This is a genomic window from Desulfovibrio sp. Fe33 (assembly GCF_028532725.1).
In the GTDB taxonomy this organism is placed as follows: Bacteria; Desulfobacterota; Desulfovibrionia; order Desulfovibrionales; family Desulfovibrionaceae; genus Pseudodesulfovibrio.
In genome coordinates, this window is record NZ_JAQKGU010000008.1 from 129633 (window position 1) to 145579 (window position 15947).

At 49.5% G+C, this 15947-nt stretch carries 12 protein-coding genes and 1 pseudogene; 5 read left to right on the forward strand and 8 right to left on the reverse strand.

Going from position 1 to position 15947, the window contains the following annotated elements:
* Position 1: 1 nt before the first annotated feature.
* Both PSN43_RS11630 and PSN43_RS11635 read left to right on the forward strand, forming a co-directional pair.
* On the forward strand, positions 2–454 hold the full coding sequence (locus tag PSN43_RS11630) for a hypothetical protein (protein ID WP_272700893.1): 453 nt from the start codon (positions 2–4) through the stop codon (positions 452–454).
* Positions 455–645: 191 nt separating this feature from the next.
* Positions 646–1143, forward strand: a complete 498-nt coding sequence (locus PSN43_RS11635) for a hypothetical protein (protein WP_272700894.1) — start codon at positions 646–648, stop codon at positions 1141–1143.
* A 163-nt stretch (positions 1144–1306) separates the two neighbouring features.
* Here the strand turns inward: PSN43_RS11635 and PSN43_RS11640 are convergent, their stop codons facing one another.
* From PSN43_RS11640 to PSN43_RS11655, 4 genes are all read right to left on the reverse strand, one after another.
* Complete coding sequence (locus tag PSN43_RS11640) at positions 1307–2131, reverse strand: HEPN domain-containing protein (RefSeq protein WP_272700895.1); 825 nt, start codon at positions 2129–2131, stop codon at positions 1307–1309.
* A 78-nt stretch (positions 2132–2209) separates the two neighbouring features.
* Positions 2210–5341: a type I restriction endonuclease subunit R gene (locus PSN43_RS11645; RefSeq protein WP_272700896.1), complete on the reverse strand. Its 3132-nt coding sequence runs from the start codon at positions 5339–5341 to the stop codon at positions 2210–2212.
* A 22-nt stretch (positions 5342–5363) separates the two neighbouring features.
* Positions 5364–6662 (reverse strand): restriction endonuclease subunit S, encoded by a 1299-nt coding sequence (locus tag PSN43_RS11650; RefSeq protein WP_272700897.1) that lies wholly within the window; start codon positions 6660–6662, stop codon positions 5364–5366.
* Between the two features lies 1 nt (position 6663).
* On the reverse strand, positions 6664–8316 hold the full coding sequence (locus tag PSN43_RS11655) for a class I SAM-dependent DNA methyltransferase (protein ID WP_272700898.1): 1653 nt from the start codon (positions 8314–8316) through the stop codon (positions 6664–6666).
* Between the two features lie 287 nt (positions 8317–8603).
* Between PSN43_RS11655 and PSN43_RS11660 the strand changes: the two genes are divergently transcribed.
* Positions 8604–9662 carry an IS1595 family transposase gene (locus PSN43_RS11660; RefSeq protein WP_272700899.1) on the forward strand — a complete coding sequence of 353 codons (1059 nt, stop codon included), beginning with the start codon at positions 8604–8606 and terminating at the stop codon, positions 9660–9662.
* Here the strand turns inward: PSN43_RS11660 and PSN43_RS11665 are convergent.
* Positions 9587–10078 (reverse strand): hypothetical protein, encoded by a 492-nt coding sequence (locus PSN43_RS11665; protein ID WP_272700900.1) that lies wholly within the window; start codon positions 10076–10078, stop codon positions 9587–9589. The genes PSN43_RS11660 and PSN43_RS11665 overlap by 76 nt on opposite strands.
* Before the next feature lie 44 nt (positions 10079–10122).
* Here PSN43_RS11665 and PSN43_RS11670 point away from each other — a divergent pair, with 44 nt between their 5' ends.
* On the forward strand, positions 10123–10812 hold the full coding sequence (locus PSN43_RS11670) for a DUF1883 domain-containing protein (protein WP_272700901.1): 690 nt from the start codon (positions 10123–10125) through the stop codon (positions 10810–10812).
* A gap of 102 nt (positions 10813–10914) precedes the next feature.
* On the opposite strand, the gene PSN43_RS11675 is transcribed toward PSN43_RS11670, so the two are convergent.
* The 3 genes and pseudogenes from PSN43_RS11675 to PSN43_RS11685 form a co-directional block, all read right to left on the reverse strand.
* Positions 10915–11577 carry a Fic family protein gene (locus tag PSN43_RS11675; protein WP_272700902.1) on the reverse strand — a complete coding sequence of 221 codons (663 nt, stop codon included), beginning with the start codon at positions 11575–11577 and terminating at the stop codon, positions 10915–10917.
* A gap of 311 nt (positions 11578–11888) precedes the next feature.
* Positions 11889–12257: a tetratricopeptide repeat protein gene (locus PSN43_RS15990; RefSeq protein ID WP_442874873.1), complete on the reverse strand. Its 369-nt coding sequence runs from the start codon at positions 12255–12257 to the stop codon at positions 11889–11891.
* Positions 12258–12325: 68 nt separating this feature from the next.
* Positions 12326–13082: pseudogene (locus PSN43_RS11685) on the reverse strand (IS3 family transposase); the annotation flags it as partial.
* A gap of 127 nt (positions 13083–13209) precedes the next feature.
* Here PSN43_RS11685 and PSN43_RS11690 point away from each other — a divergent pair.
* Positions 13210–15906, forward strand: coding sequence for a S1C family serine protease (locus PSN43_RS11690; protein WP_272700904.1), 2697 nt, complete (start codon positions 13210–13212; stop codon positions 15904–15906).
* Positions 15907–15947: the final 41 nt, after the last annotated feature.

Consider the following 15947-nt stretch of genomic DNA (forward strand, 5'->3'; position numbering starts at 1 on the left):
TATGAACATTTCGAAGGCCAGAATCGCCTATGTCGCATTCTCTTTGCTTGCTGCGGGAATTGCGGCTTACTTCCTCAAGCCTTACTACTACTTATCGTCTAGTATCGCTGGATACTTGGGTACCGTGGTTGCGGTCATGACAGGCTTATCAATTTCCTTGCTCTTTTACGTAGGTGACCCCTCTGCCCTTGTCATGACCTGCAATTGGCGCATTCTCCAACTCTATCGGGATACCTTTAAGGGCACCATCATTCGAATGCTTTTTGTTATACTCATTCAAGTGTTAGCCCTACTGGTCACGCTGATTTACTACTTTACTAAGGAAGCTATATGCGCCAACCAAACTATTTTCAATTGGACTGAGACTGCCTATTTCTTCCTATCTATTTGGGCAATTTTATTGACCATACCCCTATTTTTCACGGTATTATGTAGCATTCGCACAAATCAATGATGACGGCAGGTTGCCGTCATTTTTTTCTCCCATTCCCCACCAATACGGACCCTAGCTCGATAAGAAAAAAGAGTCGAGTCAAACTTGGAACTTTTTTATCCAACCACTCGGAATCACTCCTTCTTATGTGGTATTATGAAAGGGAAACATCGCCTGAAAGGCTTTTAACACCCTATAGGAGGAAAAACCGAATGGACAAAACTGTTTTGACCTATGCTGACGGGACCAAGGTTATCGCTCTCGAGAACGACAGCCTCAACACGAACAAGATCATTCCGCTGGCCATGCCGTTTGCCGGAAAGCTGGATCACGAATGCGGATGGGAAACCGACTATCTCACGAAGCATCCGGGGCGTTACATCTTTTTCGCCTTGGTCTCCCCGTGCGGAGATCGTGTCGAGGACGCTTTCATCTACGACCGCGAATACCAGGAATTCATCTACACGGACAGCGAGTACACCAAGTTGTCCATCCAGGCTTCCATGGATTACATCAAGTCTTTCCTGTGCTCCGGGAAAAAGGACATCCGTTCCTGCGATGTTTACTGGTATGTCCGTGGGTTCCTGGAGGATCCCAGTTCGGGCCATTCCGATGATGTTATCAAGGAACGTGACGAATACATGAAAAAACACCATGACCCTGATCGCGAGTTGATTTTGGTCGAGGATGAACCCGAAACCGAAAAATAATTTCACAAAAACAGAAGGCCGCTTCATGCGGCCTTCTTGTTTTTATGCGGCATCACTCCACCCGTCAGCCAGGGATTCCTTCTTGTCACCGGGAGACCACGACCCTGATATGGACCGGGATGAGCGTCAGGGAGTGGGCGCTATCAAGGTGGACATGTCCAGATTATTCTGGATAATATCTTATTGAAGTTCGAATCTTCGGTTCTGGCAAATTAAACATTGACCTTGCAATACATCCTATTCCGAACAGACTGGCGTTAAATGCTTCAATGGCGACTTGCAAAGAATATTCTTCATTTTCCCCAGTTTCAGCATATCGAGCCGATGGCGAACATTCGACGATGGAAACCAGATCAACAGAAAGTGGTGGCAAGCCAAGCTCAACGGCTTTCCTGTGAAGTTTCTCTAGGTCGTGTATTTTTTTATAGCTTCCCCCTTTATTACTGATAAAGTGTTTTAGCGTTTTTTCAAGACTTTGTTGTGATGCCCACTTTGAAAGGCCACAATTTCGCTTCTGGGATAATATGTGTCCAACAGCACTAGATAGATCGTCAGAGCATTTCCTTGGTAAATGTTCAATGTGTTGGAAGCTGTAGAACTGTGTCAATATCGCTTCACCTACAGGCCGCCACATTTCTTGTGGTATAGATGAAAGCATTGCGTCGGTGATATCCTCTATCCAGTCAAAAGGATTAACGCTGACTGTCCCGTATACACGTGGGAATTTTATGGCATACGGTTCATGGTTGATGGCTATAACGCCAGTTCCCGGGGAAAAGTCTATCAACAGTTTATTCCCATAAACCATCTTGTACCAATCGCTGATCGTTTTCCTGATCCAATGGTTGCCCGTTATGGGAAAGTCAATCCCTGTTTTTTTCCCGAAACGTAGAAATGCCTGCATTTCCCTGTTCCGGACAGGCACTTTTTCCTTTTGGAATTCACGATCAATTTCAGAAACAATTTTAATGACTTCTTTTTTGTCCATATTTGATTTTTTCTCTCGCCAAGTCTGAAGTCAAGACCCCGCAATGAAAAAGACCACCGTTAAGTGGTCTTTTATCTCCTATGCGGCCTCACTCCACTCGTCGGCTAGGGATTCAGCCTGTTTTAGAACATCGTCAATGGCTTGTTTTTCTGCATCCGGCGGATATTTATATCGTTTGAGGATCTTCTTGACCATGATACGCATCCTTGCCCGAACCTTTTTTTTGTGCTGCCAGTCAACAGTTGCACTTTTCCGGAGTTTACTGGTCAATTCCTTGGCGATCTTTTTCAGGACATCATCACCAAGTTCCCGAACAGCGGATTCGTTTTCTTCCAAGGCATCGTAAAAAGCCAGTTCGTTGGGGGCCAATCCTATCTTGTTGCCACGGCTGATGGCTTCGTTGAAGTCCTTGGCCATTCGGATCAGTTCCTCGATAACTTGGGAGGTCTCGATAGCCCGGTTCCGATACTTGAACAGAGATTCCTCAAGTCGCTCCGAAAATTTCTTCTGCTGGGTCTGATTGCGCCTGAACCTAGCCTTGATCTCGTCGGCCAACAACCGCTCCAGAAGTTCCACAGCCAAGTTGCGATGCTTCATGTTCCTGACGTCGTCTAGGAATTCCTCGGACAAGATGGAGATATCCGGCTTGTCTAATCCGGCCAGGGCGAAAATGTCATCCACACCTTCGGGGACCACGGCACGGGCAAGTAATTGGTTCAGGACCGCTTCTTTTTCCTGTTTCGTTTTTTTGCCCGTCCTAGCCATGGCCTTGTTGATGAATATCTTAATCGCTTGGAAGAAGGTTATTTCGTCCCGAAGGATGATAGCCTCGTCCAGCGTGCCACACAACGCTTGGGCGCTGTTCATGGCGTTGACCGTGTCGAAAAAGTGCTTCTTGCGCTCTTCCTCGGCCACCACGTGGTCGGCCGCCGAAGGCAACAGTTCCACAGCCCTGGTTTTGTAGGTCGAGTAGTCAAAGTCGTGGAACATATCCCGCAGGATCTGTAACTTCTCTTTCAGCACCCAGATGGCTTCCTGAACATCGATTGTGGGTTGTCCGTCACGGCCGCCGTTTCTTGTATAGGCATACAGGGCATTTTTCAGTTCGCTGGCAATACCGATGTAGTCCACGATCAGGCCGCCCGGCTTACCTTTGAAGACCCGATTCACGCGGGCGATGGCCTGCATGAGGTTGTGCCCCTGCATGGGCTTGTCGATATACATGGTATGGGCGCACGGGGCATCGAAGCCGGTGAGCCACATGTCACGGACGATGACCAGTTTCAGGCTGTCGTCCGGGTCCTTAAAACGCCTTTCAAGGCCCTTTTTCTGCTGTTTGCTATAGTGGTGTCGCTGTATGGCCTGCGAGTCAGAAGCATTGGCGGTCATGACGATACGAATGCTTCCGTCAGCGGGGTCATATCCGTGTTCGGTTTTGGTGCCTGCCCATTCGGGACGCAGGGCAACGATTTTGTCAAACATGTTAACGCAAATCTCGCGACTCATGCAGACGATGACCGCCTTGCCTTCAGTCGTTTCCAATCTGGTTTCGAAATGCTTGACGAGATCTTCTGACACTTGATTCAGACGTGGATCGGCACCGACCAGCTTCGCCAGGGCGGCCCATTTTCCCTTGGTCTTTTCCGCCTGCTGAATTTCCTCGTCTTCGGTGAGTTCGTCCATTTCGTCGTCAATGACAGGCATCTCGTCCCTGTTCAGATTCAACTTGGCCAAGCGGCTTTCGTAGAAAATCTTAACCGTGGCACCATCGGTCTGGGCTTGTTCGATGTCATAAATGCTGACGTAGTCCCCGAAAACGGCCCTGGTGTCCTTGTCTTCCTGGGAGATGGGGGTACCGGTAAAGCCGGTGAACGTCGCATTGGGCAGGGCATCCCTCATATGTTGGGCGAAGCCTGCCACGAACGCCTTGCGTTTCTTATCCAGCTTGGCCTTGAAACCATACTGGGACCGGTGACATTCGTCGGCGATGACCACGATGTTATGGCGATCAGACAGGGCGGGGAATTTCGTCTCATCATCGTCCAGGGCGAACTTCTGGATCGTGGTGAAGATGATCCCGCCGGATTTCCGTTCATTCAACGCTTTGCGCAGATCTTTCCGGTCATCGACTTGGATCGGCGTGTCGGAAAGCAGGTCTCCGGCCTTGCAGAAGGTTTCGTATAGTTGTCCGTCCAGATCGTTGCGGTCCGTGACCACGACCAGGGTCGGATTGGCCAGTGCCGGATGTCGAAGAAGCTTTCCGGCCAGACAGCACATGGAAATGGATTTTCCCGATCCTTGGGTATGCCAGATGACACCTCCGCGCCCTTTAACTTTCTGCGAGGCGTATTCTGATGCTCCTTTGACGGCTGCTTCCACGGCTTCGCGAACACCATGGAACTGATGGTAACCGGCGATCTTTTTGATTGTGGTCGGACCGTCTGATTCGAAGAGGACGAAGTCACGAATGTATTCCAAAAACAAAGAACGGTCGAAAAATCCTTTAACCACGTTTTTCAACTCGTATTCGAAGATGGGCCGGTCGTCCTCGTGCTTGATCGCCCGCCAAGGCAAGAACCATTCCCTGGAAGCCGTCAGTGATCCCACGCGGGCCAGTACGCCGTCGGAAGCGATAAGCGCTTCGTTGAACATGGCGAGGTCGAATAGCTCCGACTTGTAGGTCTGCAACTGGTGGAAGGCTTCTTCCAGGCCGACTTCTTCTTCCATCTTCGGATTTTTCAACTCGATGACGGCCAGGGGGAGGCCGTTGACGTAGACGATCAGGTCCGGCCTGCGGTTGTCCTTGGTTCCCTTGATGGTCAACTGGTCAACCACCCAGAACGCATTGTTGACGGGATTCTGGAAATCGATCAGGAACACCTTGTCCTCGACGAGTTCCCCGTCCTGTTTGTAGGACACGCTGATGCCGTTGCGAAGCCAGGAATGGAAATGTTGGTTCGCCTTGGCCTGGATCGGTTCGGACAACGTCCTGATCTGGTGAAGGACATCCTCGATGGTCGATGCGGGCAACTGGGGATTGATGCGTTCGATGGCGGAGCGAAGCGGTGCGATCATCAGCACTTCGTCAAGCCGGGATCGCTGGCCGGTTCCGTCCGGCTCCGGGTTCAGGTCGGGACCGTGATGGTTTTCGTATCCCTCTTCCTGAAACCAGGTGATGGCAAGCTTTTCCAGTTGATCTTCGGTAATCATCGGGCCACCGTGTTTTTGGGTGTTATAGGACTTTTTCCAGTTGCTTTTCGACCGCGGAAACGGACAACTCGCCGGAAACCAGCTTGGGGAGAAGGGTGTCCCTGATAGCCCCAAGTCTCGCAGACTCTTCCTTGCAAGCGAACATCTTGTCAAAAAACGGAGAGATTTGCCTATGAAAAGCCTGAACAACAGTTTCTGTTGGTATCACTGACTTCAAGTCTGCAACAACTGACGGGCGTACAGCCGGATAGGCTGCACCATCTGCTAGACGTGCCAAATGGGCTATGGATTCATCCGATGTCGCTACCAGATACACATATTCACGCCATTCTGTTGACTTCGGGGTCAATGCAGCAAACCCTGTGCTTCCGGTCAAAGGAACGGCTTCATCACCTATGTACGCATATGAACGATTGCCGGGTCTAACAGTTCCGACAATGGTATCGCCTTCCGACAAAATCCTTCTTGCCCTTGAAGGGGCCTTATCAAAGGCATATTCAACCGAGCATGAAATTATGCCGTTTTTCGTATTGGCCAGATCAACATAGTTGATTTGTGGAGGATGTTTCTTTTTCGTCCATGCTTTTTTGTTTAGAAATGCTACATCCGACAATATCCCTTGCTCCCAACCATCTGGTAACACCCCTTGCTCAGAACACATCAGCTTATTTGGGAATAAGGCAATCGTCTCTTTATCAACACCATTAGGCTGTTGGCCTTCCATTTTTGCCTTGACTGGATCAAAATCCACAAACCAACTCTTGAAAATCGCCCTCGCTACGGCTTCCAAAGTCTCGTTCATTCGACTATTCAAAGCGATTTTTCTGGAAATACATTCTAACAAATCAACTAGAACAGCTCGCTCAGGAGTTAATGGCGGCACTTCGTAAGAAAGGAAGTCATCTCTGGATAAGCCTAAATTCGTCGTTCCCGTTGCGTGCATTTTGCAATATTCACGATACGCGGGAGTACGAAGTATCCAGTAGACATATTCTTTAGAAAAATCGCTTCTGATAAAACGCAATTTTACGGTGTCTTGTGTCAGCCTGCCGACTTCAATATCACTCGGCACCCTGGCTACAGCGCCCAATAAATCTGCGGATTGGGTTACGTCTTTCAATGAAACGTACATCTCGCCTGGATAAACCAACAACTTCTCGGGACTTTCTCCGCCATAGGTCGTGAGATTGTCGTTTCTGAACCCACCATTCCTTCTTATTGTTGCCAGGCCAAGAAGCACCGGACCTGGTAAGTCTTTTTGCTTGCTTTTATAGGTAGTACCACGCTGCAACTCAACGATATCGCCAATCTTGGAGGTCATGTTAACACTTCCCCAAACCAATCTTATGCAAATTTTCCAGAATATCCTCGTCTATTTTCTGGCTTTCCATCATCCCTTCCACCAATGCGTCGACTAATGGACGTATCTTTTCTTCAAATGAAATAACGTCATTCTTTTTTGTAGAAGCTCCAACGTATCGTCCCGGCGTAAGGATATAGCCATGTTTACGGATGTCATTTAACTCAACCGAAGCACAAAAGCCGGCTTCGTCTTCATAAGGTGTTTCGGCTTTGTTTCCCATTTGCCAACGGAAAAGCGTCTGGGCAATTCTCAAGATATCCTTTTCCTGATCAAAATCGCGACGGGCCCGATCGACCATGTAGCCGCAATGGCTTGCGTCGATGAACAACACCTCGCCGGTTCGGTTGCGCAAGTCCTCGATGTTTTGCCCGTTGGACTTGTCGTTGTTCAAAAACCAGATACAGGCCGGGATAGGGGTGTTGGTGAACAGGTTCCCAGGCAAGGACATGACGCATTCCACAAGATCGGCCTCGACGATCGCTTTTCGTATCTCGCCTTCTCCACCAGTCGTGGAGGACATCGACCCATTCGCCAGGATAATCGCCATTTTCCCCTTGGGGCCAAGGTGGTGGATCATGTGTTGCATCCAGGCGAAGTTGGCGTTCTTGGCCGGAGGGAGTCCATATTTCCACCGCACGTCATCGGCCAACGCTTCCGCAGGCCAGGGAAGGTTGAACGGCGGATTGGCCATGATGTAGTCGAACCGCTTGTGCTGGTGCTGGTTCTTGGTGAACGTGTCGCCGGGTTCCTTGCCGAAGTCGAACTCGATGCCACGGATGGCCATGTTCATGGCCGCCAAGCGCCAAGTGGTCGGATTGGACTCCTGGCCGTAGACGGACAGGTTGTCGATGTTGCCGCCATGGGCATCCACGAATTCCTCACTGGAAACGAAAAATCCGCCGGAACCGCAGGCGGGATCGTAGACGCGCCCCTTGTACGGACGAAGCATCTCGACGATGAGCGTGACGATGGACTTCGGGGTATAGAACTGGCCGCCCTTTTTGCCTTCGGCGGCGGCGAACTGGCCGAGGAAATATTCGTATACGTGGCCGAGGATGTCCTTGGCCTTCAGGCTGTCATGTTCGAACGGGATAGTGTTGATCAGATCCATGACCTCGGCCAACTTGCCGCTGTCGATCTGCAACCTGGCGTAGTCCTTGTTCAGGACGTTCTTCAAGACCGGATTCTCCTTCTCGATGGCAATCATGGCATCGTCGAGAAGGTTGCCCACGCTTTTGAAATCCTTGCCCCAAGGAAGGGGTGAACCGGGGTTCAGCTTGGCGCAATCAAGCAGGGCGGCCCAGCGGGCCGATTCCGGCACCCAGAAGACATTCGCTTCCGTGTAGTAGTCCCGATCCTCAAGCTCTTCCGTGACAAATCCCTCGTCGTCGGCATCCTCTCCCAGATAATAGTCATGTTCGGGATCAGCGAACCATCTGCGGAGTTCCGCTTGGCGTTGCTCGAAGCTGTCCCCGACGTATTTCAGGAAGACGATGCCAAGAACAACGTGCTTGTAGACCGCGGCATCCAGGGAGGGGAGCAACTTGCAGGCGGCATCCCATAACCGCTTGTCCAGTTGCTTGAGGAACTCGTGCTGTTCGGAAGTCGTCATGAAATTTGTCCCTTTCTTGTTGGTTCTTTTCCGTCTTTTTAGACGGTTACACGGATGCTATACTTGCCAAAAGACTCAAGTCAATCGCCGGTGACAGGAAATATGATACTGGCATACCGGAATTTCGACACACCCACCTTCGCAACCCGCCAGGAAAAAAGAAAAAGATAAACTCTTCACCGGTATTTCAACCGGTTATCAAGGCTTGTTCGACATTTCACAATATACTTAGCTAACACCTCGCAATACTTGACAAAAGTTCAAAAATATGCTTTATACTGGCCGTAATGCCCTCGAAAAACCACACGCACGAGCAACACTTCCTGCTTTCGGCGAAAGCCCGCAGCCTGTCCATACCGCAGATCGCGGAATGGGACGAGGAGACCGTCTTCAAGACCTTCCGCGAACTGCGGTGGCCGAAGACGGGTGGCGAGCCGTATTGCCCGATCTGCGGCAGCGTGGACCACTATTTCATCAAGGGGCGGCGGCAATGGCGGTGCAAGGATTGCGGACGCACCTATTCGGTGACCAGCGGAACCTGGCTGCATTCCTCCAACCTGCCTCTCAAGACCATCCTGATCGCCATCGTCCTGTTGGCGAATGCAGTCAAAGGGGTGTCCGCATCCCAGCTCATGCGCCACCTGGATGTCCAGTACAAGACGGCGTACACCCTGTACCACAAGTTGCGGAGCGCACTTCTTAAAACCCGGTATGACCAACCGGCCATGAAGGGCGAAATCCAGACCGACGGGGCATACCTCAATCCGTACAAGCGGCCGGCCAACAGAGCCATGGACAGGCCCGATGGGGACCGGGAGTCCTCCATGCCCGAATCCTGCATCCTAGTCATCAGGCAGGCCGGGGAAAAGGGCAAAGGCGCGACCAGGACGCTCACGTATGTGATCGACAAGGAAAACGCCAAGGACATCCAGTATCACGTCGAGGACAATGTCCAGCCGGGATCCACCATTGTTTCGGACGAACACTCGGCCTACGGCAATCTTCAGGTCAACTTCGAACGGGTGGTGGTCAACCACAAGATCTGCTATTGCGGCCCCGCAGGCGAGAACACCAACCAGGCGGAAAGCTTCTTCGCCCGGTTCAGGCGCATGTTCAAGGGGCAAATCCACCGGGCCAGCCGGGAATATCTCGAACTCTACGCCAACGAAGTGGCCTACCGGGAGGACACCCGGCGGTGGGACAACGGCAGAATCGCCTTCGATATGCTTGGCCGCATGCTCACCCTGGCCGATGATTCCCCGTTCAGGGGCTACTGGTCACGCAGCAGACGCAACCCCGCGGTCGCTTCCTTGGAATCGCCGCCATCCTTTCCCTTGGCGGCGTAGCCCACTAGGGACCAGTATTCCATATGGTCGTCGGGATCGCCGTTGACCTTTTCTACGACATCATAGTTGATCAGCGCCCGGCGGACTTCGGTCCAGCAGTCTTCGGTCATGCCTTTTCGTTCCATGACTTGGTCGGCGATGGCCCGGGTGGACAGGGGGCCGCCTTCGGCCGCCTTCAGCGTCCGGATGATCAGGGATTTCAGTTCGCCCCGATCGAACTTCTTGGTGTACTGGCGCTTGGGCAGGACCATGCCGGGATCGAAGGCGGGGTCCATCAGGCCGATGGCCGTGTCCAGGGCCTTGATGTAGCCGTCGTTCAGCCGGATGCGTTCCCGCATCGCCTGGTTGTCGGCGATCAGTTCCGCCCGGCGCTTGGCCAGGGCCGCTGTGGTGTGGGGATGGGTATTCTCGCTCATGCAGCCAGATTACGCTGCGTGGAGAACCGGGGGCAAGGTGGGCTTTGTGCGAATGCTACATAATACCGAATTTCTCCAGTTACAAGAACGGGCGTAAGCATAAATTTTATGGTGGATTAGCTAAGCAGTCACCTATCCGTATCTCCATTCCAAGCACTGGGCATTGGCATGTAGCAGTTGACATGCAAGGGCTACGTGGCAGTACCAGAGCCTCAGTGAGAATGTTGCCAGGTCCTTTGCCTGAAATACGGCAAACGCCACTCTCCGATATCCCTAGTCTTGTGCAAAGGAATATTCCACCATCAGTTGAATCTGAAGGCAGAACACATGATGTATTTATATCTCACGCGTCAGAAGACAAAGATGAAATTGTAAGGTCGCTAGCAAACGCTTTGATTGGACAAGGTCTGAGTGTCTGGTATGATGAATTCTCTTTACGCATTGGCGATAGCTTGCGGCAGAAGATAGATAAAGGGCTAGCTACAAGCCGTGTCTGTCTTGTTGTGTTATCACAATCATTTATAAGTAAAGGCTGGACAAACTACGAACTTGATGGAATCGTTACCCGATCTATATCCGGCGAGCAAATTCTTTTACCTATTTGGCACAATATTACCAAACAACAAGTTATGGACTTTAGTCCTTCTTTGGCTGATAAAGTTGCAAGAAGTACAGCAACTCACACAGTCGATGAAATTGCTATAGAAATAGCAGAGTTGCTCAATAGGGATTAATAAACACACAGAACCAATAGGCATGGCTCCACAGAGGAGGGAGGACCGGCCACTGTATATATTCGGCATTGAGACGAGCGTCTTCTTGCCTGAAATCGCAGACTACTCAAACCGCCCGTACATGGCCTCGTGGCACTCCCTCAGAAAGCCCATCATCTCGGCGTAATCGCCCGACTCATAGAAACGGATCATGCCCGCGTTGTACTCGGTGAGCCGCTTGGCGGGCACCGACAGCGGCGCATAGCCGTGGCTCATGAGATGGCCGTTGAGCATCAGCAGGCCCGTGCGCTTGTTGGCGTCCCAGAAGAACTGGTTGCGGGCGAAGTCGAGGTGCAGTCGATAAGCCTGCCCGCGCACGTCCTCAAGCACCAGGATATCCTTGATCACCCGCTCGAAGATTGAGTCCAGTTCGCTCGCCTTGGGCGGCTTGTACTCGGTCCCGGCGATGCCGACCTGACCCGAGCGGAACTGGCCGGGGTCCAACGCCTCGCCGAGCCCCAAGACGCCCTGTATCGTGCAGGCCGTTTCCTTGGTCAGGCTGAACGTGTCCTGCCTGACCATGTCGATGACCAGCTCCCAGCCGAGCTTCTGCTGTTTGAGCTTCTCGACGTCGGCAACCTTGTGCCCGCCGACAGTCACTCCCTGGAGGTAGGTCTGCACCTCGGGCATGGTGAAGGGCATCCCTTCCAGGCTCTGCACGTCGAACACGAGCTCAGCGAAGACTTTTCTAGCTATGAATAGTGCTTTTTCTTTGTCCTGTTTCATGCTGTTTCCTCCCGATCAACGCAATCGCCGGTCTCGGGCGTTTTCAATAACTGTCTCGAATTATGGATGGAGTCAACTCTGATCGTCGCACTTGCAGCCCCAGTAGCCACTACCTTTCTATATCGCAACTGGACTCATCTTTCATGTCAGACTCAGCGTTTGCCGCTCCATTGAGCCATTCTGAGGTTAGGCGCTGTGCTTCATCAACTTCGTTCGTATCCATATCTTCCTCTAAGCTATCTCTTGCGCTAGCCGCTCCATCAACGTCTTCGTAGGCTCCCAATTTGTACCACATGTACGCTTGGACATTATCAATTTCTGTCCCTCTCCCATTCTCGTACGCTTTGCCCAACTCGAAATAAGCGGCAGATCTTTTTTTGATTCGCAGCGCGCTGATACCAATTGAAAGCCATTGCATAATTTTTCGGAGTGCCATCGCCTCTAGCAAACATCATTGCTACCCACAATTGTGCCTTGCTATCCCCCATCTCCGCAGCACAGAGAAAGCATTCGTAGGCTTTTTTCAAATCTCGATCGACACCGCTCCCATCATAATAAAGGCCTCCCAGCTCACATATCGCTCGCATTTCGCCATTTGCGGCTGAGATGGAATAATACTCGAATGCCCGCTTAGAATCTTTCTTTGTCCCCTTCCATAAGCATACATTCGTCCCAGGCAGTAGGCCGCGTTAGTATCACCAAGCTCGTATGCAGAGGTCAGCGATAAAACAGCTTTTTCCTAGTTGCCCTAACCTACCCCCAGTTTATATTCCGGGCTTATGTGAGTCTGCACTCTTCCTGCTGAGGTTGTCCAGGCCCCCAGCATAGCTCCCACTAGAGGGAGCCGCGCGACCGGCGCAGGCGGCTTGTATCCCAACGAGCTGTGAGGTATAATCGCATTGTATTTCTGCCGCCAATTTTCGAGCACAACCTGTACTTCCTTCAACGAATAGAATATTTCTCCATTCAGCAATTCATCCTGCAACTTCCCATTGAAGCTTTCGCTGTATCCGTTCTCCCACGGGCTACCGGGTTCGATGTAAGCCGTGTTCACTCCGATGTTTTTCAGCCATTTCCTGATCGCCGTTGCTGTGAACTCGGAACCGTTGTCCGATCTGATGAAATCAGGCTGACCTCAGCTTACGAACAGGTCGGCAAGAATATGCATTACGTCCTCATTCCGTATTCTTCTCGCTACAGGAATTCCAAGGCATTCTCCCGTAAATTCATCAATGATGGTCAGCATACGAAATGCCTTACCGTCATGCATCCGGCCCATGACAAATCATAAGCCCAAACATAATTCGGCCAGCAAGGGCGAAGGCGCAAACATGATCCGTCATTGAGCCACAGTCGTCCTGTCTTGGGTTGTTTTCTGGAGACTTTCAGCCCCCCCCGTCGCCATATGCGTTCGACCCGCTGTAGTTCACATGCCCACCTTCATTTTGAAGCAGTGGCGTAATTCGCCTATAACAATATTGTCCGTATTCTCTGGCAAATAATATGAACCAAAAGTGAAAAGGGCTATCTCTAAGGATTTTAAGAAGGACTGCTATATTGTCTCCTTATCCGATAAAATGTTATGAAGATTAAACGATACGCCTAATTCTGTTTTTTTAAGGAGCCTTCCGAATGCCTAAGCATTTACCCAGATTTATTTGCAGTAGTTCTTCAAACTACATGCGAGTGGTATGCTTTATAATTCCAATCTTGGTCGCTTCATGCGCAACGCTGCCTGAGAAGATTCAAAAGAACATTTATCAAAACGATTTTAGTTCCGCTTTGATCTTATTGGAAGAGAAAGGGGTTGGGGCCGTCGTCGATCCAAAAGCAGATGAAGAAGAGTTAGCTGCAAGGAATATATACGAGAATGGAGTTAACAACTATTATCGTCAAAAGATTGATGATGAACTCTCCTCAGGCAATCTAAGGCAGGCATATCAGTATTCATTGGAAGCAAAGACTTTTTGTCCATGGTCTTCTTGGGCGCAAAATGAATCAAACGACCTTCATGAACAGCTGCAACGAATTAAAAACCTTGAAATAAAGTGGAAACGCATCCTCGGAAGCAATGCTATAACGCTAGAGGATGCTTATGAAATTAAAAAAGATGTAAGTGCTGTCTACAACATAATTAATGACACGCCATTTTTGGTAAGCACTTTTAATTCAGCTACAAAAGTAATTGTGAAAAAGCTTGCTGAGGGCGTGAAGTCTTTAGGCGAAAAGCTTACAAAGGAGGATGTTGATGTTTTTGAAAATTCCTTAGACGATTTTCCAAACCTTGGACACGAGAAAGGGTTAATCGTTGGGGCATTTAAGGACTATGCGTTGCTCCCGAAGATAAAAGACATAAAGGATGAAGATGTTTTACTTAATGGCCTGCCAAAAGAGGCTTTAAATAATTTAGTAATATTTTTTCAAAACAGCAATCGTTACCGCCTAATGGATGAATGCTATATTGTAGTTAAGCAGTTGTTCATTAGCTGGACGGAATCCTATTTTTCAGCATGGTTAGTGGACGACAACGTCAGTTATGCTATGATTGACTTGGCAGAGAAAATAAATAGCGATCTAGCATTTCTATCAACAGAACAATTCAAAAACAGCATATCAACTGGTCACATTCTGAGAGCAAATAGACGTTCTGGCGACGGGAAAAGTGCTGCAATATCTCTATTGCATTTACAAAGAGCAAAAATGCTGAGCAGCAAAATGTGGGAGCGTGATGGTAGAAAAGTTTTGAGTGTGGCAGAGGCCAGCCTAAAATCGACAACACCAGTGTCAGCTTCTATAAGTGTCGGAGGAGACCCAAATATTTCTCCAATTCTTTATGATCTTTTGCGAAATTCTTTCGCCTATAGGGTAAAGTCAAACACCAAATCATACTTTAAGTGGACCTGGAGAAGTCCAGAATTGGAGAAAAGTGATGTTGAAGTTTATTTTTCCGACATTAAGGCTTTTTTCCCATCAAGAAGTGATTTGAGTGTCGTTAACTCAAAATACCTGTCACATTATCAAGACGTGCCCAACCCACAAAAAGAGTACCTCGCATCGAGACTACAATGGGCCGAGAGCTCTGTAAATAGTGCAGAGTGGAATTACGACAGTGCGGTGTCTAGACACAATTTCAACCCTACACAGTTGAGTCTTAACAATGTAAACAATGCATATAACGATTACTCCATGGCTGTTAACACATATAATTCGATTCTTAGGCAGTACAATAGGACCCCGTCGACGATTAGTGAACCTGTATTCTTAGCTTATACCTTCGAGCAAGGCTCAATCAAATCTGGATGGTCAATCTCCGCTAAATTTTATTCTGGTAGCTATGTTGATAATTTCTCAAAACAGCTAGTCGACTCGGACTTTGTTCGATTGGGTTCTAAGTACAATGACAGTAATTCAAATTACAGACGGGATGATGGCATTGATATCGATGTGTCTAACGAGGCTATGATCGATAAACTCAACAAGATACTTTCCGCCATGATGATCTCATTCGAGGACTCAATTTCCAAACTAAAACTACATGATTTTCAAAGAGTTGAAGGAGAGGAAAAAGAACTGTTGATCTCTCTGTATCAGCCGTTTGGCCCTCGTATGCCTAAGACGGCAAGCAATTGGATTAAGGAGGCGTTTACAAACTTTGACCTGCCCTCGAGTGAGGCCAAGCCACGAGCTATCTCATTAGCCCGCAAGCACCAGTCCACTAACGGCATGAACCTTAAACAATTTGTATCTTACCATGAAGACACCGTCTGTGAAATTAAACATGATTTTGGCCGAGGAACAGGCACTCTGATTTCTAATGATGGATTGATTCTGACTTGCGCACATGTGCTGAACGGCTCTCGATTTATCGCCACATTCCACTCTGGAACAAATAAAGGGAATTATGAATGTAAGACCGTATTTGTGGATGAAAAAAATGACGTCGCCCTAGTACGTGCTATAGGCCTAAAGGCTTCTAAATGGGCTACTATCCGCTTAAAACGACCTACGGTTAAGGGGGAACAAATTATTGCTATAGGTAATCCCGGTTTGCGAGGAGGAGAAACAAACATTGCCGGAGCAACCAAAGGCATCGTTAGTAATCCCGATTTGAGTGTCTACGGCACTCAAAGAACCGTAAATGATATTACAATTGCTTCAGGGTCTAGTGGAGGGCCGGTGTTTTCGTTTGAAACCGGTGAATTGGTCGGTGTCGTTACAGCAGTTTGGTCCGCAGGCTTGGCGCAAGAAGGCGGCGTGTCCTCGTCCGGTTACTTTTGCCTTAGTGCACCAGCCGCACATTTAACTGAATGGTTAGGAGTTCGCTATTAAATGCAAGATTGGGAGAACTGAAACGTGGGATATTCAAGGGC

Excerpts from the sequence above, each read along its gene's own strand:
- PSN43_RS11635 (WP_272700894.1), top strand. The coding sequence starts at position 646 with ATGGACAAAACTGTTTTGACCTATGCTGACGGGACCAAGGTTATCGCT.
- PSN43_RS11645 (WP_272700896.1), bottom strand. The coding sequence starts at position 5,341 with ATGATTACCGAAGATCAACTGGAAAAGCTTGCCATCACCTGGTTTCAG.
- PSN43_RS11665 (WP_272700900.1), bottom strand. The coding sequence starts at position 10,078 with ATGAGCGAGAATACCCATCCCCACACCACAGCGGCCCTGGCCAAGCGC.
- PSN43_RS11690 (WP_272700904.1), top strand. The coding sequence starts at position 13,210 with ATGCCTAAGCATTTACCCAGATTTATTTGCAGTAGTTCTTCAAACTAC.
- PSN43_RS11660 (WP_272700899.1), top strand. The coding sequence starts at position 8,604 with ATGCCCTCGAAAAACCACACGCACGAGCAACACTTCCTGCTTTCGGCG.
- PSN43_RS11655 (WP_272700898.1), bottom strand. The coding sequence starts at position 8,316 with ATGACGACTTCCGAACAGCACGAGTTCCTCAAGCAACTGGACAAGCGG.
- PSN43_RS11650 (WP_272700897.1), bottom strand. The coding sequence starts at position 6,662 with ATGACCTCCAAGATTGGCGATATCGTTGAGTTGCAGCGTGGTACTACC.
- PSN43_RS11675 (WP_272700902.1), bottom strand. The coding sequence starts at position 11,577 with ATGAAACAGGACAAAGAAAAAGCACTATTCATAGCTAGAAAAGTCTTC.
- PSN43_RS11640 (WP_272700895.1), bottom strand. The coding sequence starts at position 2,131 with ATGGACAAAAAAGAAGTCATTAAAATTGTTTCTGAAATTGATCGTGAA.
- PSN43_RS11630 (WP_272700893.1), top strand. The coding sequence starts at position 2 with ATGAACATTTCGAAGGCCAGAATCGCCTATGTCGCATTCTCTTTGCTT.